This is a genomic window from Pseudomonas sp. R-28-1W-6, assembly GCF_009799925.1.
Taxonomy (GTDB): domain Bacteria; phylum Pseudomonadota; class Gammaproteobacteria; order Pseudomonadales; family Pseudomonadaceae; genus Aquipseudomonas.
Map to the genome: position 1 here is coordinate 374,159 of NZ_WELK01000001.1, position 19,882 is coordinate 394,040.

21 protein-coding genes are annotated in these 19,882 nt (G+C 68.7%); 11 read left to right on the forward strand and 10 right to left on the reverse strand.

What is annotated here, in order from left to right; translation table 11 throughout:
• Positions 1 to 140: 140 nt before the first annotated feature.
• On the forward strand, positions 141 to 716 hold the full coding sequence (locus F3I62_RS01645; RefSeq protein WP_160487950.1) for a TetR/AcrR family transcriptional regulator: 576 nt from the start codon (positions 141 to 143) through the stop codon (positions 714 to 716).
• Between the two features lie 110 nt (positions 717 to 826).
• Here the strand turns inward: F3I62_RS01645 and F3I62_RS01650 are convergent, their stop codons facing one another.
• A complete protein-coding gene (locus F3I62_RS01650; RefSeq protein ID WP_160487951.1) occupies positions 827 to 1,459 on the reverse strand; it encodes an FMN-binding negative transcriptional regulator in 633 nt (210 codons plus the stop codon).
• Between the two features lie 160 nt (positions 1,460 to 1,619).
• Here F3I62_RS01650 and F3I62_RS01655 point away from each other — a divergent pair, with 160 nt between their 5' ends.
• The 4 genes from F3I62_RS01655 (at position 1,620) to F3I62_RS01670 (ending at position 5,547) form a co-directional block, all read left to right on the forward strand.
• Positions 1,620 to 2,459: a Tim44 domain-containing protein gene (locus F3I62_RS01655; protein WP_160487952.1), complete on the forward strand. Its 840-nt coding sequence runs from the start codon at positions 1,620 to 1,622 to the stop codon at positions 2,457 to 2,459.
• Between the two features lie 129 nt (positions 2,460 to 2,588).
• Positions 2,589 to 2,957, forward strand: a complete 369-nt coding sequence (locus F3I62_RS01660; RefSeq protein ID WP_160487953.1) for a VOC family protein — start codon at positions 2,589 to 2,591, stop codon at positions 2,955 to 2,957.
• An 11-nt stretch (positions 2,958 to 2,968) separates the two neighbouring features.
• Complete coding sequence (locus tag F3I62_RS01665) at positions 2,969 to 3,403, forward strand: 3'-5' exoribonuclease (RefSeq protein ID WP_160487954.1); 435 nt, start codon at positions 2,969 to 2,971, stop codon at positions 3,401 to 3,403.
• Between the two features lie 140 nt (positions 3,404 to 3,543).
• Positions 3,544 to 5,547 carry a PhoX family phosphatase gene (locus F3I62_RS01670; protein ID WP_160487955.1) on the forward strand — a complete coding sequence of 668 codons (2,004 nt, stop codon included), beginning with the start codon at positions 3,544 to 3,546 and terminating at the stop codon, positions 5,545 to 5,547.
• A 248-nt stretch (positions 5,548 to 5,795) separates the two neighbouring features.
• On the opposite strand, the gene F3I62_RS01675 is transcribed toward F3I62_RS01670, so the two are convergent.
• Entirely contained in the window at positions 5,796 to 6,260 is a 465-nt protein-coding gene (locus F3I62_RS01675) for an aminoacyl-tRNA deacylase (RefSeq protein WP_160487956.1), read from the reverse strand.
• 145 nt (positions 6,261 to 6,405) lie between these two features.
• Here F3I62_RS01675 and F3I62_RS01680 point away from each other — a divergent pair, with 145 nt between their 5' ends.
• On the forward strand, positions 6,406 to 6,813 hold the full coding sequence (locus F3I62_RS01680) for an SMI1/KNR4 family protein (RefSeq protein ID WP_160487957.1): 408 nt from the start codon (positions 6,406 to 6,408) through the stop codon (positions 6,811 to 6,813).
• A 131-nt stretch (positions 6,814 to 6,944) separates the two neighbouring features.
• Here the strand turns inward: F3I62_RS01680 and F3I62_RS01685 are convergent, their stop codons facing one another.
• The 4 genes from F3I62_RS01685 to F3I62_RS01700 form a co-directional block, all read right to left on the reverse strand.
• Positions 6,945 to 7,637, reverse strand: a complete 693-nt coding sequence (locus tag F3I62_RS01685; protein WP_160487958.1) for a sensor histidine kinase KdpD — start codon at positions 7,635 to 7,637, stop codon at positions 6,945 to 6,947.
• Positions 7,634 to 9,238 (reverse strand): tetratricopeptide repeat-containing response regulator, encoded by a 1,605-nt coding sequence (locus F3I62_RS01690; protein ID WP_160487959.1) that lies wholly within the window; start codon positions 9,236 to 9,238, stop codon positions 7,634 to 7,636. The genes F3I62_RS01685 and F3I62_RS01690 overlap by 4 nt, the downstream gene beginning before the upstream one ends.
• 57 nt (positions 9,239 to 9,295) lie before the next feature.
• The gene (locus F3I62_RS01695) at positions 9,296 to 9,958 is read right to left on the reverse strand and encodes a GntR family transcriptional regulator (RefSeq protein ID WP_160487960.1); all 663 of its coding nucleotides are present in this window, start codon (positions 9,956 to 9,958) and stop codon (positions 9,296 to 9,298) included.
• Between the two features lie 147 nt (positions 9,959 to 10,105).
• Complete coding sequence (locus F3I62_RS01700; RefSeq protein WP_160487961.1) at positions 10,106 to 10,876, reverse strand: SDR family NAD(P)-dependent oxidoreductase; 771 nt, start codon at positions 10,874 to 10,876, stop codon at positions 10,106 to 10,108.
• A gap of 122 nt (positions 10,877 to 10,998) precedes the next feature.
• Between F3I62_RS01700 and F3I62_RS01705 the strand changes: the two genes are divergently transcribed.
• The 4 genes from F3I62_RS01705 (at position 10,999) to F3I62_RS01720 (ending at position 15,774) form a co-directional block, all read left to right on the forward strand.
• Positions 10,999 to 12,390 carry an aspartate aminotransferase family protein gene (locus F3I62_RS01705; protein ID WP_160487962.1) on the forward strand — a complete coding sequence of 464 codons (1,392 nt, stop codon included), beginning with the start codon at positions 10,999 to 11,001 and terminating at the stop codon, positions 12,388 to 12,390.
• Between the two features lie 157 nt (positions 12,391 to 12,547).
• On the forward strand, positions 12,548 to 13,915 hold the full coding sequence (locus F3I62_RS01710) for a glutamine synthetase family protein (protein WP_160487963.1): 1,368 nt from the start codon (positions 12,548 to 12,550) through the stop codon (positions 13,913 to 13,915).
• A gap of 103 nt (positions 13,916 to 14,018) precedes the next feature.
• On the forward strand, positions 14,019 to 14,777 hold the full coding sequence (locus tag F3I62_RS01715; protein ID WP_160487964.1) for an SDR family NAD(P)-dependent oxidoreductase: 759 nt from the start codon (positions 14,019 to 14,021) through the stop codon (positions 14,775 to 14,777).
• Between the two features lie 520 nt (positions 14,778 to 15,297).
• Positions 15,298 to 15,774: an acyl-CoA thioesterase gene (locus F3I62_RS01720; RefSeq protein WP_160487965.1), complete on the forward strand. Its 477-nt coding sequence runs from the start codon at positions 15,298 to 15,300 to the stop codon at positions 15,772 to 15,774.
• A 54-nt stretch (positions 15,775 to 15,828) separates the two neighbouring features.
• On the opposite strand, the gene F3I62_RS01725 is transcribed toward F3I62_RS01720, so the two are convergent.
• Entirely contained in the window at positions 15,829 to 17,091 is a 1,263-nt protein-coding gene (locus tag F3I62_RS01725; RefSeq protein WP_160487966.1) for a hypothetical protein, read from the reverse strand.
• A gap of 121 nt (positions 17,092 to 17,212) precedes the next feature.
• On the opposite strand from F3I62_RS01725, the gene F3I62_RS01730 reads away from it, so the two are divergent.
• The gene (locus F3I62_RS01730; protein WP_160487967.1) at positions 17,213 to 17,620 is read left to right on the forward strand and encodes a DUF3301 domain-containing protein; all 408 of its coding nucleotides are present in this window, start codon (positions 17,213 to 17,215) and stop codon (positions 17,618 to 17,620) included.
• A 7-nt stretch (positions 17,621 to 17,627) separates the two neighbouring features.
• On the opposite strand, the gene F3I62_RS01735 is transcribed toward F3I62_RS01730, so the two are convergent.
• From F3I62_RS01735 to F3I62_RS01745, 3 genes are read right to left on the reverse strand one after another with little or no spacing between them, the layout of a single operon-like run.
• A complete protein-coding gene (locus F3I62_RS01735) occupies positions 17,628 to 17,981 on the reverse strand; it encodes a hypothetical protein (RefSeq protein WP_160487968.1) in 354 nt (117 codons plus the stop codon).
• 1 nt (position 17,982) lies between these two features.
• The gene (locus tag F3I62_RS01740; RefSeq protein WP_160487969.1) at positions 17,983 to 18,864 is read right to left on the reverse strand and encodes an alpha/beta fold hydrolase; all 882 of its coding nucleotides are present in this window, start codon (positions 18,862 to 18,864) and stop codon (positions 17,983 to 17,985) included.
• Positions 18,865 to 18,918: 54 nt separating this feature from the next.
• On the reverse strand, positions 18,919 to 19,719 hold the full coding sequence (locus tag F3I62_RS01745; protein ID WP_160487970.1) for an alpha/beta fold hydrolase: 801 nt from the start codon (positions 19,717 to 19,719) through the stop codon (positions 18,919 to 18,921).
• Between the last annotated feature and the right edge of the window lie 163 nt (positions 19,720 to 19,882).

The window sequence follows — 19,882 nt, forward strand, 5'->3', positions numbered from 1 at the left end:
GTAGGGTGCGCCCTGCGCACCGCGAACCCCGCGCATCTCCCAGGTGCGCACGGCGCACCCTACAGAAGCACCGTTCCGCCGGTCAGCTTCCTGCGCCCGTTCCAGCGGCCTCGCCATACTGGTGAGCGGAGGTGCATCCCATGCCCCGCTCGAACCCGTCCGCCGCACAGATTCTCGACTGCGCCCTGCACCTGGCCGACCGCTGCGGCTGGGAGCGCCTGCACCTGCATGAGGTCGCCGCCGAGCTGGACAGCGACCTGGCCGCCATCGCCCGCCACTACCGACAGAAGGACGAGCTGGTCGAAGCCTGGTTCGACCGCGCCGACCAGGCCCTGCTGGCCCGCGCCAAAGCTGCCGACCTGCCCGGCCTGAGCGCGGAGAAGCGCCTGGAGGAACTGCTGGTGGCCTGGCTGGCCAGCCTCGCCACGCACCGTGGGGTGACCGGGCAGATGCTGCTGTACAAGCTGGAACCGGGGCACATCCACCTGCAGCTCGGCGGCCTGCTGCGCATCAGCCGTACCGTGCAGTGGTGGCGCGAGGCCGCACTGCGGGAGAACCTGCATCTCTCGCGCATCGCCGAGGAGAGCCTGCTGACCGCCGCCTACCTGCGCACCTTCGTGCACTGGCTGCGCCACTCCGCGGAGGGCGAGGCCGAATTGCGCGCCCTGCTGCGCCGCCAGTTGCGCCGTGGCCCGCTGCGCTGGCTGCTCAGGTAACCCCCCGGCTTTTGTGGGAGCGGCTTTAGCCGCGATGCTCTGCAGGAAAAAGGCATCGCGGCTAAAGCCGCTCCCACATGCGAGTCACCCCGTGCTTTGGCTCCGCCCGCTCAGGGCAGGCGCTCCATACAGCCGGCCAACCGCCGCTCGCTTTCCCGCGGCGACGCGGCCAACCCGTCGCGCACCCCGGCGAAATCGGCGGCGCTCTTGTTCTGGCTGAGCTTGAAGCTGCCCTCGATGCGGCTGATCGGCAGGGCGAAGCCGACGATGGCGCGCAGCATGCTGTCGATATACTCGCTCGGCGCATCGCTCACCGCCCACGGCCGTGCGCGGCGCTGTTCGTGCTTGTCGCTCAGCGCGCTGACCAGCGCCAGCAGGCGCTCGCGCTGGTCGAACACCTCGGCGCGGCCATGGGCGTGCACCGCCTGGTAGTTCCAGGTCGGCACCACCTTGCCGTGCTCGGCCTTGGCCGGGTAGAAGCTCGGGCTGACATAGGCCTCGGCACCCTGGAACACCACCAGCACCTCGGCGCCGTCGGCCAGGGCCCGCCACTGCGGGTTGGCCCGGGCGAAGTGGCCGTACAGGGTGCCGAACTCGCCCTCGCCCGGCGCCAGCAGCAGCGGCAGATGACTGGCCTGCAGGCCATGCTCACCCTGGCTGACCAGGGTGGCCACGCCACTGTGCTCGATCAAGCCGTGCAGTTCGGCCAGCTCGCTGACGGCAAACGCCTTGGGGATATACATGCAGACACCTCGCTAGAAACGCGCAAGGCACAGATGTACCGCAAGCCCGCCAGGGCGAACAGACACAGTTGTACATAAATCCGGAAACACACTGGGCTGGCCTTTGCCCGCCGGACTGGGCAGGATGGCGCGCGTACCACCACATTACCGGGATACCCTCATGCAGCGCTTTCTCAGCATCGCCCTGGCTCTGTGCCTGGGCCTGACTCTCAGCCTCGACGCCAGCGCCAAGCGCATGGGCGGCGGCAAGACCTTCGGCTCCGCGCCGACCCACCAGACCCGCCAGGCCGATGCGCCAACCGCCGCACCGACCACTGCCACCGGCACTGCCGCCACCGCCGGGCGTACCGCGCCGGCCGCCAGCGGCGCTTCGCGCTGGCTCGGCCCACTGGCCGGCATCGCCGCCGGCGGCCTGCTCGCCTCGATGTTCATGGGCGACGGCTTCGAAGGCATCCAGTTGCTCGACATCCTCCTGCTCGGCCTGGTCGCCTTCGTCATCTTCCGCCTGATCGCCTCGCGCCGTCAGGCCCAGGGCCAGCCGGCCATGCCCGGCGGCATGCAGCGGCAGATGCCGCAGCAAGCGATCTTCGGTGCTGGCGGCGCCGCCGCCCGTCCGGTGATCAAGGCCCCGGCCTGGTTCGACGAGCAGCGCTTCATCGCCGCCGGCCGCGAGCACTTCCTCGCCCTGCAGCAGCACTGGGACGCCGCCGAAATGGACAAGATCGGCGAGTTCGTCACCCCGCAGATGCTCAGCTTCCTCAAGGAAGAACGCGCCAGCCTGGGCGAGGGCTTCCAGTCCACCTACATCGACGACCTCGATGCGCAGCTCGACGGCATCGACGAGCTGGCCGACAAGACCGTCGCCACCCTGACCTTCCGCGGCGTGGCCAAGACCTCGCGCTTCGACCAGGGCGAAGCCTTCAGCGAAAGCTGGCGCATGGAGCGGGTCAACGGCGAGAACCAGCCCTGGCTGGTGGCCGGCATCCGCCAGAACGGCTGATCCACAAGCACTACCAGAAACCCGGGCGCGTCCCGGGTTTTTTATGCCCGCGCCCAGCCCAGCGCATTCCACCTTGAACTTGCCCCCGCTTGCGCTAGATTCTGCCCACCACCCCACGAGGACATCGTCATGATCGGATACTCAATGATCGGCACCGCCGACCTGGACAAAGCCAAGGCCTTCTACGGCGAGCTGCTCGCCGAACTGGGCGCCAAGCTGGTGATGGATGTCGGCCGCGCGGCGTTCTACGGCAAGGCCCCGGGCCAGCCGATGCTCGGCGTGTGCCGGCCCTACGACAAGCAGCCGGCCAGCGTCGGCAATGGCAGCATGATCGCCCTGGCCGCCGGCTCGCGGGACAACGTCGACAAGCTGTATGCCAAGGCCATCAGCCTCGGCGCCAGCGACGAGGGCGCCCCCGGCGAGCGCATGCCGGGCTTCTACGCCGGCTACTTCCGCGACCTGGACGGCCACAAGCTGGCCTTCGTCCACATGGGCTGAAGCCTGCGCGCATGCACACCCTGTACCTGGATACCGAGTTCACCAGCCTGAGCGCCGACTACCGGCTGATCAGCCTGGCCCTGGTCGACCCCACCGGCGCCGAGTTCTACGTGGAGCTCAGCGACGGCTGGGACGCCGCCGACTGCTCCGAATTCGTCCAGGACATCGTCCTGCCGCAGCTCGACCCGGCCCGCCACGGCCACAGCCGCAGCCAGGCCCGCGCCGCCCTGCAGCAATTCCTGCAGGGCTACAGCGCCGTGGAAATCGTCAGCGACGCCCTGGCCTGGGACTGGCCGCTGCTGCTCGAACTGCTCGGCCGCCCCGGCCTGCCCGCCCATGTCAGCTGCCGGGAAGACACCACGCTACTCAGCGATCTCGACGAGGCGGCGATCCCCCACCACGCCCTGCTCGATGCCCGTCTGATGAGCCGCGCGGCCAAACCCTAGGGGTTGGCCCAGCGCCACGCGCGACGGCAAACGTTAACGGCCGCACAAGCCATCGACTCGCCACACAAGCGTCACGCCTCCGTCTTCTTCCCTCGCTAGCGTCAGAGCTCCGTCGCCATCCTCCCAGAAGGAACCGAACCGTGAGCCTCGATCCCCACAACGCCGTGCTGTTTGGCAGCGGCGATGAACTCCCCAGCAACCATTCCCACAACCCGCACATGAGCGAGCTGATCGACCAGCGCCGGCGCCAGCTGCTGGCCGGCGGCGCGGCCCTCGGCGCGCTGGGTTTCCTCGGCGTCAGCCTGCCCCAGGCGGTGCAAGCCGCCGAGCAGAGCGCAGCCGCGCGGCCGCCGTTCGGCAAGCGCAACCGCCTGCCGTTCGACGCCGTGGTGGTCAGCCGCAGCGACGCCATCACGGTGCCCGCCGGTTACCGCGCCACCGCCTTCGTGCCCTGGGGCACGCCGATCTGCGGGCGCTACCCGGCCTTCCTCGAAGACGCCAGCAACAGCGCCCAGGACCAGGCCGAGCAGGTCGGCATGCACCACGACGGCATGCACTTCTTCCCCCTCGACGCGCAGCGCAGCCTGATCGGCGGGCGCCAGTCCAACCACGGCCTGCTGGTGTTCAACAACGAATACATCGACGCCCCGCTGCTGCACCCCAACGGCCCGACCACGGTGGACGGCAAGCGCAGCTCGGCCGAGGAAGTGCGCAAGGAAATCAACGCCCACGGCGTGACCATCATCGAGATCCGCCGCGACGTGCGCGGCGACTGGCAGGTGGTGCCCGGCCGCTACAACCGCCGCGTCACCGCCGCCACGCCGATGCAGATGGCCGGCCCGGCGCGCGGCCACGCCCTGCTCAGGACCCTGCACAGTCCGGACGGCAGCGCCAGCCGCGGCACCCAGAACAACTGCGCCAACGGCTACACGCCCTGGGGCACCTACCTGACCTGCGAGGAAAACTGGGCCGGCTACTTCGCCAGCCGCGACGCCGACCTGCCGCGCGAACTGAAGCGCTACGGCCTGCGCAGCAGCAGCCGCTTCGGCTGGGAAACCCTGCCCGGCGACGAGTTCCAGCGCTTCGACGCCACCCGCAAGGCCGCCACGGCGGAAGGCGACTACCGCAACGAACCCAACCACTTCGGCTGGATCGTCGAGATCGACCCCTTCGACCCCGACTCCACCCCGGTCAAGCACAGCGCCCTCGGCCGCTTCGCCCACGAAGGCCTGATCTTCGCCCCGGTGCAGGCCGGCAAGCCGCTGGTGTGCTACTCCGGCGACGACTCGCAGAACGAATACATCTACAAGTACGTCAGCCGTGCCAAGTACCGGCCGCTGCTGCGCCAGCCGGTCCGCCTGCTGGACGAGGGCACCCTCTACGTGGCCCGCTTCAACGCCGACGGCAGCGGCGACTGGCTGGCCCTGGATATCAATGACGCCGCCTTCCAGGCCGCCTGCAGCGCCGCCGGGGTCAGCTTCGCCGACCAAGGCGAGGTGCTGATCAACACCCGTCTGGCCGCCGACATCGCCGGCGCCACCAAGATGGACCGCCCGGAATGGGGTGCGGTCAACCCGGACAACGGCGAGGTGTACTTCACCCTGACCAACAACAGCTCGCGCACCGTGGCGGATGCCGCCAACCCGCGCGCGGCCAACCCCTACGGGCACATCATCCGCTGGCGCGAAGACCGTCGCGACCATGCCGGCCAGCGCTTCGCCTGGGACCTGTTCCTGCTCGCCGGGCCGCAGGCCGACAGCCGCGGCCCCAGCGGCGCGGCGCTGGACGAGAGCAACATCCTGGCCAGCCCGGACGGCCTGTGGTTCGACCCGGACGGCCGCCTGTGGATCCAGACCGACATGAGCGGCAGCCAGCTGGCCAGCGGCCCGTTCGGCCACAACCAGATGCTGGTGGCGGACCCGCGCAGCGGCGAGATCAAGCGCTTCCTCACCGGCCCGATCGGCGCCGAAGTCACCGGCATCAGCGCCACGCCGGACTTCCGCACCCTGTTCGTGAATATCCAGCACCCAGGCGAAGGCTCCAGCGCCGGCAACCTGCTCAGCACCTGGCCGGACGGCCCCGGCCGGCGCCCACGCTCGGCCACCGTGGTGATCACCCGCGAGGACGGCAAGCGCCTGCTCTAAGCACCGGGGGCACATGCTTTGCCCGCCCCTCACGGCCCTGGCGTAGGGTGCGCCCTGCGCACCAGAGAGCCGTGCGGGGCCGCTGGTGCGCGCGGCGCACCCTACGGGAGAGCCCCCGCGCAGGCTGCGCCTTGGCGCTCAGTGCGGGCGCCCGACCCGGCGCAGCCGCCGCCGCGCCAGCGAACGGCGGAACCAGAAGCATGGCTGCATCCGCGGCGGCAGCGACTGCCCGCCGCGGCCCTTGCGGCTCAGTGACACAGCTCGCAGACCTCGGCATGCGGCACCAGCTTGAGGAACTGCTCCATCTCCAGGTGCACCAGGTTCTCGTGGTCGCCGGCCTCCAGGTAGATGTCCTGCTGCCGGGTCAGCAGCGGGTCGATCAGCATCTGCATGCCATAGGGCTCTCCCAGCGCCGGCACCGCACCCACCTCGCAGTCGCTGAACAGGCCGGCGACGGTCGCCTCGTTGCTCAGTTGCCAGTCCGTCTTGCCCTGGCGCACCCGGCCCAGATTCAGATGACGGCTGGCCGGCACCACCGCCATCAGGAACCGCCCGTGGCGATCGTCGAGGATCACCGACTTGGCCACCCGCTCGGCCGGCACATAGGCCACCCGCGCCGACTCCAGGCTGGTGGCCGAATGCGGATGGGCCACCAGTTCGAATTTGCAGCGCGCACTGGCCAGGCTGCGCTGTACGGTTGTCGCCATGCTCATGTCGCACCTCCCGGTCCCGACCCTTGCCGGGGCACTCAGGTAAACACTCCACCTGCTGTATAAATTTTAGCCAATATGCGGGGGCTTTTTCCTCCCGCCACGCACTACTGTATAAAGCGCATCCCATTGCACGAGGACCGTCCCCATGGAAGAAGTCATCGAACAGCTGCGCGAACTCAACGAGCCGGTGCCGGTACCCCTGGAGCTGCCGGAAGAGGAAACCCTGGTGGAAATCCAGGAGCAGATCCTCATCCACCTGCCCTTCGAGCTGCGCGAGTTCCTGCTCAAGGTCAGCGACGTGGTCTACGGCCGCCTGGAGCCGGTCACCGCCGCCGACCCGCACTCGCACACCTACCTGCCGGAAGTCGCCTCGGTGGCCTGGGACCTCGGCCTGCCGCGCGACCTGGTGCCGCTGTGCCAGGACGGCCGCGACTACTACGCGGTGGACGTGGAAGGCACTGTCTGGCTGTGGGACGGCGACGAAGGCGAACTGACCGACGAGAGCTGGGACTCGGTATGGCACTGGGTTCGCGACGTCTGGCTGGAAAGCTGAAACCTCAGGACGGCTGAGTTGTACTTCACCCGCCCCGACGCAGAGCCGTGTAGGGTGCGCCGCGCGCACCACAAACCACGCACAGGCCTCTGGTGCGCACGGCGCACCCTACGCAGCCATTCGCGGCAGGATCAGGGCAGGTAGATGCGGAACTCGCCGCCGCCCAGCGGGCCGCCGTTGCTGATGGCGATATGCCCGCACACGCCGTTGCGTTCGTGCAGGGCAGCGATGCGTCCGGCGAAGTACAGGCCCAGACCGGTGCTGCCGGTGCTGTGGTTGAGGCTCAGCACGTAGTCGGACTGTTCGGCGAGCATGGCCGGCGGGTAGCCCTGGCCGTCGTCGCAGATCGACAGCACCAGCATCCCCGGCTCCTGCCAGGCGCGCACCAGCAGGGCGCTGCGCGCATAGCGGATGGAGTTGGTGATGATGTTGGCCACCACCGAGCCGAGCAGCTCCTGGTCGAAGAAGCCCAGCAGGTCGAACTCCGCGACCTCGCAACGGGCCTGGATATGGCGGCTCTGCAGCACCTCGTGGTGGCGCGCCAGCTGCGCCTCGATGAAGTCCTCCAGCTCATGGTAGGCCGGGCGCAGCGGCAGCTGGTTGACCCCCAGTTTGTACAGGCCGAGCAACTGCACCAGCATGCCGTTGAGGCGGGCGAATTCGTACTCGATCACCCCTTGCGCGCTGCTGTGGGCCAGCTCCGCCGGCAGCTGTGCCTGCAACTGGCCGTGGGCCTGGACGAGCATGGCCAGGGAGTTCTTCATGTCGTGCACGGTGGAGGCGATCACCGTGGAAAAATCCAGGCCTTGCTGGGCGTCGCTCATTTTTCGAAGGCCCGCCGGCGCAGTTGCTGGTAGCGCTCGTAGCGCGGGTCACCGGGCGGAATCATGCTCACCGCATCCAGGCAGCGGCGGCACTCGTCGAGCAGGGCCGCCTCGGGCTTCTCGCCGGCCAGGCGCAGCAGCGACTGGGCGACGTTGAGGGCGATGCTGATGTTCTTCGGCTGCAGCGCCAGGCCGCGGCGAAACAGTTCCAGGGCATCGCCGAAGCGGCTCAGCTGATAGGCACGCACGCCCTGGCGGTTGAAGTCCACGGCTTCCTGGCTACCAGCGAGGATCTGCGGGTCGTCGGTCTGCCTGGCGACCTTCTGCATCACCGCCGGGTCGTCACCGTAGATTTCCACGCAGCTCTTCAGCAGGCCGTCGCTGGCCGCCGCCTGGCCCAGCTCGCGCAACTGGCCGGCGACCTGCAAGGCCGCATCGGCGGAGAAGAACTGCGGCAGCTCGGCCATGCGCGCCACGGCCTCCTCGGCCAGTTTGGCGGCGCGCGCCGGATCGCCGGACCTGGCCAGGCTGCTGGCCTGCATCAGGCTGGCGCGCACCTGCAGGGCCGGGTCCTCACCGTAGTATTTGTCCAGCTCGCCCATGGCCTGGCCGATCTCGGCCTGCACGCGCTTGTCCAGGCCCGCATCGCCGGCCTCGGCCAGCAGCGCCTGGGCCAGGCCCAGGTAGCTTTCCGGACTCTTGAAGCGCGAGTTACGGCCCTGCTCCATGGCCTGCCGATAGGCCTTGGTGGCGCTGCCGAAGTCCTGGTTGTCCTGCGCCAGCTGGCCCAGCTGCATCTGCCGGCGGATGGCCAGCGGCGACAGCTTCACCGCCTCCTCGAGCACCGCCTGGGCGCGCTGGCTCTCGCCCTGGGCCGCCAGCACCGCGGCCAGGCCGTCGTACAGCCCCGGCTGCATCGGGCAGGCCGGCAGCGCCCGCTCGTAGACTTCGCGGGCGCGGCCCAGCTCGCCGCGCGCCTGCAGCAGGCGGCCGAGGGCCAGGTAGGCCCAGGGCATGGCACGGTCGGCCAGCACGGTGTTGAGCAGCTTCTCCAGCTCGGCGTTGCGCCCCAGCTCGCGCAGGGCGCCGGCCTGGTAGCGCTGGCACAGCGGCACGAAGCGCCGGTCCTGGCGGCTGAGGGCGTCGCAGGCGGCCAGCACGGCGGCCGGCTCGCCCTTGTCCAGCGCCTGCAGGATCGGCTTGAGCGCGGCCTTGCGCTCCACCAGCTTGTCCAGGCGCTGAACCAGGCTGGCGCGGTTGAACGGCTTGGTCAGGTAGGCGTCCGGCTCGTGCTCCAGGGCGCTGAGGACCATGGCCTGGCTGCTCTCGGCGGTGACCATGACGAAGATGCACTGATGGCTGATCAGCTTGCCGACCAGCAGCTCCTCGAGCACCTGCTGGCCATTCTTGCCGGCGCCCAGGTTGTAGTCGTGCAGGATGATGTCGTAGCGCTTCTGCCGGCACAGGGCCAGGGCCTCTTCGCCGCGGTCGGCGGTGTCCACGTCGCGGGCGCCGAGGTCGCGCAGCATGGCCTTGACCGAACTGCGGAAATCGGAAAAGTCGTCGACGATCAGAAAGCGCGTGGTGCTGTAATCCGCCATCGGCTGGATCCTTGTACGGCCGCAAAAGTCACTGCAGTGTAAGGCATGAACCGCCCCTCAACGCGCCGTCCCCTCGCCCTGCTCCAGCTCCAGCAGGTTGAGGAGGAAGCGCGCGAAGTAGATCAGGTCCTGTTCCATGGCCTGGCGCGCGGCCTTGGCGTCGCCGGCCTCGATGGCGGCGAAGGCCTCCTCGTGGAAGTCGTTGAGGCGCAGCGACAGGTCGGCGCCGGTGAACAGGCGGTTGAAGAACGGGCCGATCTGCAGCCACAGCGACTCGATCGAGCGCAGCAGCACCGGATTGCCGCAGGCGCCGTACAGGCACAGGTGGAACTGGCTGTTGGCATCCAGGTAGGCCTGCACCTGGCGCTGCTCGATGGCCTGGTCCATGCGCGCCACGCAGTCGCGCAGCTCGGCCAGGTCGGCCGGGGTCAGGCGCGGCGCAGCCAGCTCCACGGCCAGGCCTTCCAGGCCCAGGCGCACCTGGAAGATGTCCTGGTAGCGCTGGCGGGTCATCGGCGGCACCCGCACCGAGCGCTGGGGCTCGCCTTCCAGCGCGCCCTCGGCGACCAGGCGCTGCAGGGCGGCGCGCACCGGCATCGGGCTGGTGCCCCACTCGGCGGCCAGGTCGCGGATCTTCAGCCGCTCGCCGGGCTGGAAGCGCCCGGCCAGCAGGCCTTCACGAATGCGATGGTAGAGCTGGTCCTGCAGATTGTCGGCCATGGTCCGTCACCCACGGGCCGGTGGCGCGGGCAGTTGGGCGAGGGTCAGCGAGCAGTTGCGCATGGTGATGTCCTTGTTGGGTTTGGGCGTAGGGTGCGCCGTGCACACCGTGACTCGATTCGGGCTGGCTGGTGCGCGCGGCGCACCCTACGGGGCCTTGTTCTCGATCAGGCAGTTGCCGCCATCGACGACTAGCACTTCGCCGGTGATATAGCTGGCCTCGCGCGATGCCAGGAAGGCCACCGCCGCCGCCACTTCCTCCGGGCGCCCGGCGCGGCCGATCGGGGTATAGGTGCCGGCATGCCGCTCCTCCTCGGTGCTTGAGCCGGTGGCGATCCAGCCCGGCGCCACGCTGTTGACCGTGATGCCCTGCTTGCCGACCTCCAGAGCCAGGCTCATGTTCATCCCCAGCATTGCCGCCTTGGCCGCGCTGTAGGCCGACTCGCCGGGGTTGCTGCCGCGGGTGCCGGTGGTCGAGCTGATGTGCACGATGCGCCCGTAGCCACGGGCCTTCATCCCCGGCAACACGCTGCGGGTGAGCAGGAAGGCGCTGGTCAGGTTGCGTGCGATGGACAGGTTCCAGGTCGCCAGCTCCATGTCCGCCACGTCGGCGAACGGCTCCGGGCTGCCGACCATGGCCATCCCGGCATTGTTCACCAGAATGTCGATATGGCCGAACTGACCATGGGCCCACTCGGCCAGCGCCTTGACCTGCGCTTCGTCGGTGAGGTCGGCGGCCATGGCGCGAGCGTCTATACCTTCAGCCTGCAGCTCGGCGGCGCGCTGCTGGATGCGCGCGCTGCTGGCGGTGAGCAGCACCCGCACGCCCTGCTGGCCCAGACGGCGGGCGATGGCCATGCCGATGCCGCTGTCGCTGCCGGCCCCGCTGACCAGGGCCACTTGCTGTGTATTGTCCATTTCCAGCTCCACCTGTGATCACAAATTTTGCCAAATCTAGCGCAATACCGCTTATAAGACACCTATTGACTTATTTGTGATCACAAACAACCATGTGCAGAAATTCGAACGAGGTGTTCAACATGACTGCCAGTGGCATCAGCCCAGCCGCCGTAGCAACTTTCGCCAGCCGCGAGCGCCAGCGCTTCATCGAGCGCAACCCCAAGTCCGTGGCCCTGGCCGAACGCGCGCGCCACTCCCTGTACGGCGGCGTGCCGATGCACTGGATGGCCGACTGGTCGACCCCGGTGCCGCTGTTCGTCGAGCGGGCCAAGGGCGCGCGCTTCTATGACGTCGACGGCCACGAGTACATCGACTTCTGCCTGGGCGACACCGGCACCATGTTCGGCCACTCGCCGGACCCGATCGCCAAGGCCATCGCCGAGCAGGGCAACAACGGCCTGACCACCATGCTGCCGGGCGAGGACGCGGTGGTCTGCGGCGAGCTGCTGGCCGCGCGCTTCGGCCTGCCGTTCTGGCAGGTCACCGCCACCGCCACCGACTCCAACCGCTACGTGCTGCGCTGGGCCCGCGCCATCACCCAGCGCAAGACCCTGCTGGTGTTCGACGGCTGCTACCACGGCACCGTGGATGACGTGATGGTGCGCTGCATCGACGGCGAGACCGTGCCGCGCTCCGGCCTGGTCGGCCAGGCCTACGACCTGACCCAGTACAGCCGCTCGATCCCGTTCAACGATGTCGCCGCCCTGGAAGCCGCGCTGGCTAAAGGCGATGTCTGCGCCCTGCTGTGCGAGCCGGCGATGACCAATATCGGCATGGTCCTGCCCGAGCCGGGCTTCATGCAGCAGTGCCGCGAGCTGACCCGTAAATACGGCGCGCTGCTGATCATCGACGAGACCCACACCATCTCCACCGACATGGGTGGCTGCACCAAGCTGTGGAACCTCGACCCGGACTTCTTCGTGGTCGGCAAGCCGATCGCCGGCGGCGTGCCGTGCGGCATCTTCGGCTGCAGTGCGGCGATGGCCGAGGCCATGACCGCCGCGCGCAAACGCGCCAGCGAGGGCAGCCACGGCCACGGTCACAGTGGCATGGGCACCACATTGTCGGCCAACGCCCTGGCCATGCACTGCATGCGCGCCAACTTGGAACAGGTGATGACCCAGGCGGCCTATGACCACATGCTGCCGCTGGCCAAGCGCCTGGCCGATGGTTTCCGCAGCCTGATTGGCAAGCACGACCTGAAGTGGTCGGTGACCGAGCTGGGTGCGCGCAGCGAGTTCCAGTTCTGCCCGGTCTCGCCCAAGACCGGCGCCGAGGCCGAGGCGGCGTTCCACGACGAACTGCAGATGGCCCTGCACCTGTACCTGATCAACCGCGGCATCCTGATCACCCCGTTCCACAACATGACCCTGTGCTGCCCGAGCACCACGGCGCAGGATGTGGACAAACTGATCGGCATGCTGGATACGGCCCTGACCGAGCTGCTGGCCATCCCCGGCGCCCGCGAGTAAGGCCCGCTATTTCGTAGGGTGGATCGGAGCGCGTAGCTGACGCTCTGTTCATCCACCAACAGGCCACACCGGCAACCGACCCACCCCTGGTGGATGGATAAAACGCCATCCACCCTACGCCCCGGTGCACAACGTGCACCCCAGGTGAGAGACGACCATGCAATTCGCCAATCCCCAGGAAGCCCGCGACTTCCTCGCCCAGCATCCCGAAGTACGCAGCATCGAGCTGATGCTGATCGACGCCAACGGCATCCCGCGCGGCAAGCTGCTGCACCGCGACGAGCTGCTGGCCATCTATGAGAACGGCCGGCCGCTGCCCAGCTCGATCCTGGCGCTGACCATCCAGGGCGAGGACGTGGAAGAAAGCGGCCTGGTCTGGGAAGTCGCCGACGCCGACTGCTGGACCTACCCGCTGCCCGGCAGCCTGACCCTGCAACCCTGGCGCGCGGTGCCCACCGGCCAGCTGCAGGTGAGCATGCACCCGACCCAGGGCCTGCCGGCTGCCCCGGCCGATCCCCGCCACGTACTGGTACGCGCCATCGACCGGCTCAAGGCCGACGGCTACCACCCGGTGATGGCGGTGGAGCTGGAGTTCTACCTACTGGACAAGACCCGCGACGCCAACGGCCGCCCGCAACCGGCGCTGCAGGCCAACGGCGTGCGCCCGCAGGCACCTCAGGTGTATGGCGTGTACGAGCTGGAGCAGCTGCAGCCGTTCCTCGACGACCTCTACGCCGCCTGCGAAGTGCAGGGCCTGCCGGTGCGCACGGCGATCTCCGAATACGCCCCGGGCCAGGTCGAGCTGACCCTGGAGCACCGCTTCGACGCGCTACAGGCGATCGACGAAGGCGTGCGCTACAAGCGCCTGGTCAAGGGCGTGGCCAACAAGCACGGGCTGCAGGCCTGTTTCATGGCCAAGCCGTTCGGCGACCTGGCCGGCAGCGGCCTGCATATGCACGTGAGTTTGGCGGATAAAGACGGCAACAACCTGATGGCCAGCGAAGACCCGCATGGCACGCCGCTGCTCAAGCACGCCATCGGCGGGATGATGGCCACGCTGAACGATGCCCTGGCGATCTTCTGCCCCAACGCCAACTCGTTCCGCCGCTTCCAGGCCAACAGCTATGCGCCGCTGGCCAAGAGCTGGGGGGTGAACAACCGCACCGTATCGTTCCGCGTGCCGGGCGGCCCGGCCAACAGCCGGCATGTCGAGCACCGCATCTGCGGCGCCGACGCCAACCCCTACCTGGCGGCGGCGGCGATCCTCTCCGGTATCCACCACGGCATCCAGCAGCAGATCGACCCGGGCGAGGCCATCGTCGGCAACGGCTACGAGCAGGCCCGCGAGACCCTGCCCACCGACTGGCTGACCGCCCTGCGCGCCCTGGAAAACTCCAGCTGGGCCAAGGAGGCGCTGGGCGAGGAGTTCCTCAAGGTGTTCCTGGCGATCAAATGGAACGAGTTCCGCCAGTTCATGGGCGAAGTCGGCGAGCAGGACTGGCGCTGGTACCTGACCCACGCCTGACCCCTAGGGTGCGCCGCGCGCACCGGGCTGCCTACGCGGGGCTTGTGGTGTGCGCGGCGCCCTCTACGCCAAGCACGATTCTTTTTGCATACGGAGCCTCGCCATGCCGCAACCCGTCGTACTGATCACCGGCGCCGCCGGTGGCCTCGGCCGCGCCCTGGCGCAGCGTTTCCACCAGGGCAACTGGCGGGTGGTGGTCACCGACCAGAACGCCGCCGGCCTGGCCCAGCTCGGCCACGAGATGCCCCTGGCCGGTTCGATTGCGGCCGACCTGCGCAGCGCCGCCGCCTGCCGCGATGTGATCGAACGCACCCTCGGTCGCGTCGGCCGCCTGGACGCCCTGGTGAATGCCGCCGGGGTGTGGCGCGAAGGGCCGGTGGAGGCATTCAGCGAAGAGGATTTCGACCTGCTCATGGCGGTCAACCTCAAGGCCCCCTTCTTCCTCTGTTCGGCGGCCATTCCCCATCTCAAGGAAAGCCGCGGCGCCATCGTCAATATCTCCAGCGATGCCGGGCGCCAGGGCAACCAGAATGCCGCGGCCTACTGCGCCAGCAAGGGCGGCCTGACCCTGCTGGGCAAGACCCTGGCGCTGGACCTGGCGCCCTTCGGCGTGCGCTGCAACACGGTGTCGCCGGGCGATATCGACACGCCGATGCTGGCCTTCCAGGCCGAGCACTACGGCAACGGCGACCCGCTGGGCTACTACCGCAGCCTGCTGGCCAAGTACCCCCAGGGCGACAAGGCCCGCTTCGTCCAGCCCAGCGAGGTGGCCGAGCTGGTGTACTTCCTCTGCCAGCCCGCGGCGGCCGCCATCACCGGCGCCGACCTGGCCATCGACCTGGGTCTGTCGGCCGGCAAGTAAACGCCAGTCATGGCAGCCGCTTGTGTCGGAGCGGATCTATCCGCGATCGGGTCCGGCGCTGCGGTGGCTTCATCGCGGATAAATCCGCTCCCACGCCAAAGCACTCGAGCAGGGTTCGAGCTGCGCCGCACTGGCGGTCTTGCCGTAGCACCCAGCGCCGCCGATGCCGGCAGCACAGGCCTCCAGCGCGCCCATCTCGGCACCTGTCCCTAGCAGCGCCAGCGCACACTCCGGCGCCAGTTCGCGCGGGGCCCAGGCCTGCGCCGTCGTGGTGCGCCGGGCCCCCAAAGGCAGCACAAGCAACGAGCCATATCGCAAGGTGGTTAAACCTCCTGGCGGCTGGCAAGCACGCGGCTTAGCGCGCCGCGGACGGATCGGGGATACTGGGCGGCTTCCGCGGCCGCAAACTTGCATGGCCCGGCGCGCTGGCACCGCGAAGATCACCCGCAGCACCTATAACAATAAGCAGACCCGCAGGACTGCACAGGCCAGCACTTCCTTACTTGCCTATGAGAAACGCATGGAACTTGGAACCAACAAACTGTCGATGACCGTCCTGATGACCCCGGACATGGCCAACTTTTCCGGCAAGGTGCATGGCGGCACCCTGCTCAAGTACCTCGATCAGGTCGCCTACGCCTGCGCCAGCCGCTATGCCGGCAGCTACGTGGTGACCCTGTCGGTGGACCAGGTGATCTTCCGCGAGCCGATCAACGTCGGCGAGCTGGTGACCTTCCTCGCCTCGGTCAACTACACCGGGCGCACCTCGATGGAGATCGGCATCAAGGTGATCACCGAGAACATCCGCGAGCGCTCGGTGCGCCACACCAACAGCTGCTTCTTCACCATGATCGCGGTGGACGACAACGGCCAGTCCCAGCCCGTGCCGGCCCTGCAGCCGACCACGGCCGACGAGCAGCGGCGCTTCTCCCAGGCGCAGCAGCGCCGGGCCATCCGCGAGGAGCTGGAGCAGCGCTACCTGGCCCTCAACGCCTGAGTCGCACTGGAGCGGCCCGGCGCGCCTGCGGCAACCGCCGCGGGCGCGCATCCCTCAGAGCTGCACGCAGCGGCCGAAGTCCTTCTGCGGCAACGGCCCCTCGAAACACAGGCGCCCCTGCTTGTCGAGAAACGGCCGTTGCGCCGCCTCGTAGGGGTTGCCGGCATCCGCCAGGGTGGCCAGCTGCTCGGCGCCGACCAGGCCCGGCGCGAGCTGGACGCTCAGGTTCGCCAGCTTGATCTTGCTGTCCAGGTCCATCACCCGCCCGACGAAGTCGACGAAATCCGGATTGGCGATGCTCAGCAGGATATTGCCGATGCGGTTGCGCAAGCCGGTATAGGGCACCTGCGGCCCGCTGCCCAGCTTGAGCAGCTGGGCGAAGCCCGCCGGGGTCACCTCGGAGCCCTGGCCGATCGCCTGATACAGGCCGAGGCTGGCGTTGATGGTCATCTGCGGCTTGTACTCGAACAGCAGCGACGCCTCTTCGAGCAGCGCCGGAATATCCTCCTCGCGCAGGTTCTCCAGCATCACCTTGCCCAGCAGGAACTCGCGCTGCATGGCGGCCAGCAGCGAGCGCTCGGCCTGGCTCAGTGGCGCAACCGGCGCCGGCCGCGGCAACCAGCCCTGGCGATACAGGCGCACCTGCCACTCCAGGTTGCGGTTGAGCATGGACACCAGGCCCATCTTCAGCACCAGCTGATCGGCCCGGGCCAACTGCCGGCGCAGCCCGGCCTGGTCTTCCGCGAGCAGCGCCAGGGCCGCCGGGCCATTGCCGGACAACGCCTGCTGCAGCGCCTGCAGGCTCAGCAGCTGCTGGCCGCGCATGAGGTACGGCAGCAGCGGCATGGGTTCGGCCATCCCCGGCGCACTCAGGGTGTGGTAGTCGCTCAGGCGCAGGAAGTGGCGATAGCGCCCGAGCAGCGCCGCATGCTCGGCCAGCAGCGCCGGCAGCTCCTGCTGGCGTTGCAGCAGGCTGGCGAAGCAGGCGCCGGCTTCGATGGAGCAGAACGCCGCCCCGCTCGGCAGCGCCAGCCGGGCCTGGGGCGCCGGCGTGAAGCCCTGCGCCGGGCCATGCTCCGCCAGCCAGCTTTGATAGGCGCGCAGGCGGCTCTCGCCCAGCGCGGCCGGCGAGTGCCGCGGCGGCGCATCCAGCCCGGCGAGGAACAGGTAGGCGGCGCTCTGCGCCGGCCTGGCCTGGACCTGCTGCACCCAGGCCTGCACCTCGGCGCTGGGCGGCTCGTCGCGCAGCCAGAAGAACGCGCCGCTGGCGATGGCCAGCGCCAACAGGATTAGGCACAGCAGCTTGATCACGCGCATCCGGGCACCCGCCAATGGTCTCGTCGGCCGACGCTAACCAAGAAGCCGGGCCGTCGCAAGGGCGGGGGCTGAGTTCTGCGGGCCGGTCGGTTAAGCTGCCGGGGTTGCCCGTGGAGTTGTCATGCTGAGCCTGGCCGATCTGACCCTGCTGCTGTTGTGCGCCGCCGTCGCCGCCTGGTTCTGGCGTGGCCACGGCATTCGCGAGCGCGCCCTGGAACTGGTCAAGCGCCACTGCGCCAAGCTGGATATCGAACTGCTCGATGGCAACGTCGCCCTGCGCCGCCTGGCGCTGCAGCGCGACGCCCGCGGTAACCGGCGCCTGGCCCGGCTCTACGATTTCGAGTTCACCGTCACCGGCGAACAGCGCCTGAGCGGCAGCATCAGCATGTTCGGCCAGCAGCTCGGCCGCATCGAGCTGGACGCCTACCCGATCAGCACCCCCCAGGAGGAACCGGTGGCCACCCAGCACGAGGCCAAGGTGATCCAGCTGCAGGACTGGAAGCGCCGCCACGACCGGATGGACCACTGACGGGCCATCACGCCTGCCGGAGCCGCCGGCTGATCAGCCGCCACTGCTCGATGCAGGCATAGGTCATCGGCCGGCGCAGCAGCCGGCATTTGCCGCGGTGCCAGCGCCCGCGCTGCTGGTTGCGCCGACACTCCTCACCCAGCCACTGCGGGTCGAAAGCGTCCCACACCCCGGCCACGCTCCAGGCATTGAGCCAGACCACCGGCGCCACCTCGTAGTAGAAGATCCGCTCCAGCTCGGCAACCGCCAGGCCGCTGTCACGCAGGGTGCGCACGATGGCGTCGAGCGTGGCGGCATCGGTGTCGCTATCCAGCCACAGCTCGGCCAGCGCCAGCCAGACCGCCTCGCGTGCGGCGCTCATCTCAGCCGCGCTGCAGGAGGAAGTCGCTGACCCGTTCGGCACTCGGCGCCGGCTGCTCCTGCATGAAGCAGTGCCCGCCCTCGACCTGCCGCTCGATCACTGCCGGATTGCTCGCCGCCAGGCGCCGCGCCGATTTGCCGACGAAGGGGTAGGTCTTGCCGCCGTGTAGCAGCAGGGTCGGCGTCTGCACCTTGGCCAGCGCCGGCCACAGGCGCTTGGGGAAGGAACTGAAGATATCCACCTCGCGGCTGGGCCGGCATTTCAGCTCGACGCCGCCCTCTGCCACGTCCTTCAGCGCGTGGTCGACATAGGCCTGCAGGGCTGCGTCGGTCCAGCCGCGGAAGATGCCGCGGCCCTGCAGCAGGGCGAAGGCCGTGGCGCGATCCGGCCAGTGCCTGCGGCGCGCCGCCGACTTCTTCGCCATGGTGTTGCGCCGGTGCAGGCCGAGCAGTTCGGAGAGGCTCATGACCCCGATCATCGGCGGGCTGAACAGCACCGGATCGAGCAGCACCGCGCGCTGGAACAGCTGCGGGTGGTGCGCCAGGATCAGACTGGTGAGGACCCCGCCGAAGCTGTGGCCGAGGGCGAAGCGCGGCACCGCGCCGAAGATCCCGCGGCCGGCCTCGAAGGCCTCCACGGCCAGCTCGGCGCTGCGGTTCCAGCCGTGGAAGCGGCCGCCGTGCTCGGTTTCGCCATGGCCCTGGACATCGCACAGCCACAGGTCGAACTGCTCGGCCAGCAACGCCAGCATGGGCTCGTAGGTACGCCCGCAGAAACCGTTGCCGTGGAGGAAATGCAGCAAGGGCTTGCCGGAGGGCGGCGTGTGCCAGCCGGTCAGGGTGAAGCCGGCGGAACTCGGGTGGGACCAGGGGAGCAGTTGCATGGGGAACGCCGCAGAGTAGGTCTGCGGCTAGTGTACCCAGCAGGCTTGAGCGCGTCAGGCGGGCAAAGCCGCCGAATGCTCGGCGATAAACCCATCCAATAACCGGTTCAGCGCCTCGGGCTGGTCCAGCGGCGTGGCATGCCCGGAGTCGGCGATCACCTCCAGGCGGGCGTTGCGCAGCAGGGCGACGTAGGCCTGCTTGTAGGCCAGCGGCGTGTAGTCGCGGTCGCCACTCACCACCAGCAGGGGCGTGTCCACCGCCTGCACCGCCGGCAGGCTCGACCAGCCGGGGATCGCGCGCATGGCGTGCAGGTAGGAGGTCTGCTCGTTGCCGGCGATGCGCCGGCTCACCAGCTCGCGCAGGGCCTGCTGCTCGGGCTTGGGGAACAGCTTGGCGGCCAGCAGGCGCGCCAGCCCCGCCAGGCCGAACAGGCGCACCAGGCCCAGGCGCAGCCAGATCTGGCAGCGGGTGCGCCAGGAGTCGACGATGAAGCTCGGCGCGCTGTTGATCACCACCGCCGCGCGCACCAGCTGCGGCTGGTCGGCGAGCAGCTGGAAGGTCAGCATGCCGCCCATGGAGATGCCGACCAGGATGCACGGTCGGATGCCCATGGCCTCGATGAAGGCCGCCACATCCCCGGCCAGTTCGGCCATGCGCACCGGCGCGCGCAGCGGCTCGCTCTGGCCGTGGCCGCGCACGTCCATCGCGTAGACCCGGCAATAGCGCGCCAGGTGCTCGATCTGCGGTTGCCAGTCGAGCAGGGACGAACCCAGGCCGTGCAGCAACAGAACCGGCGTGCCCCGGCCCTGGCAGATGTAGGCAAAGCGCCCGCCGGGCAAGTTTATATAGTCCATAGAGGCTTCCATTGATTAATCGAAGACAATAAAAGTGCATTACCCGGGAAACTCCGGATAAATAGAAAGTTGCTCTTCGCGATAATTAATTAAACTTTTCTAGTGCTTTGTGGCTATTTGCCTTGCTCCGGTAAAGGCCCTAGAATCGGGCGGCGCCGGTTCG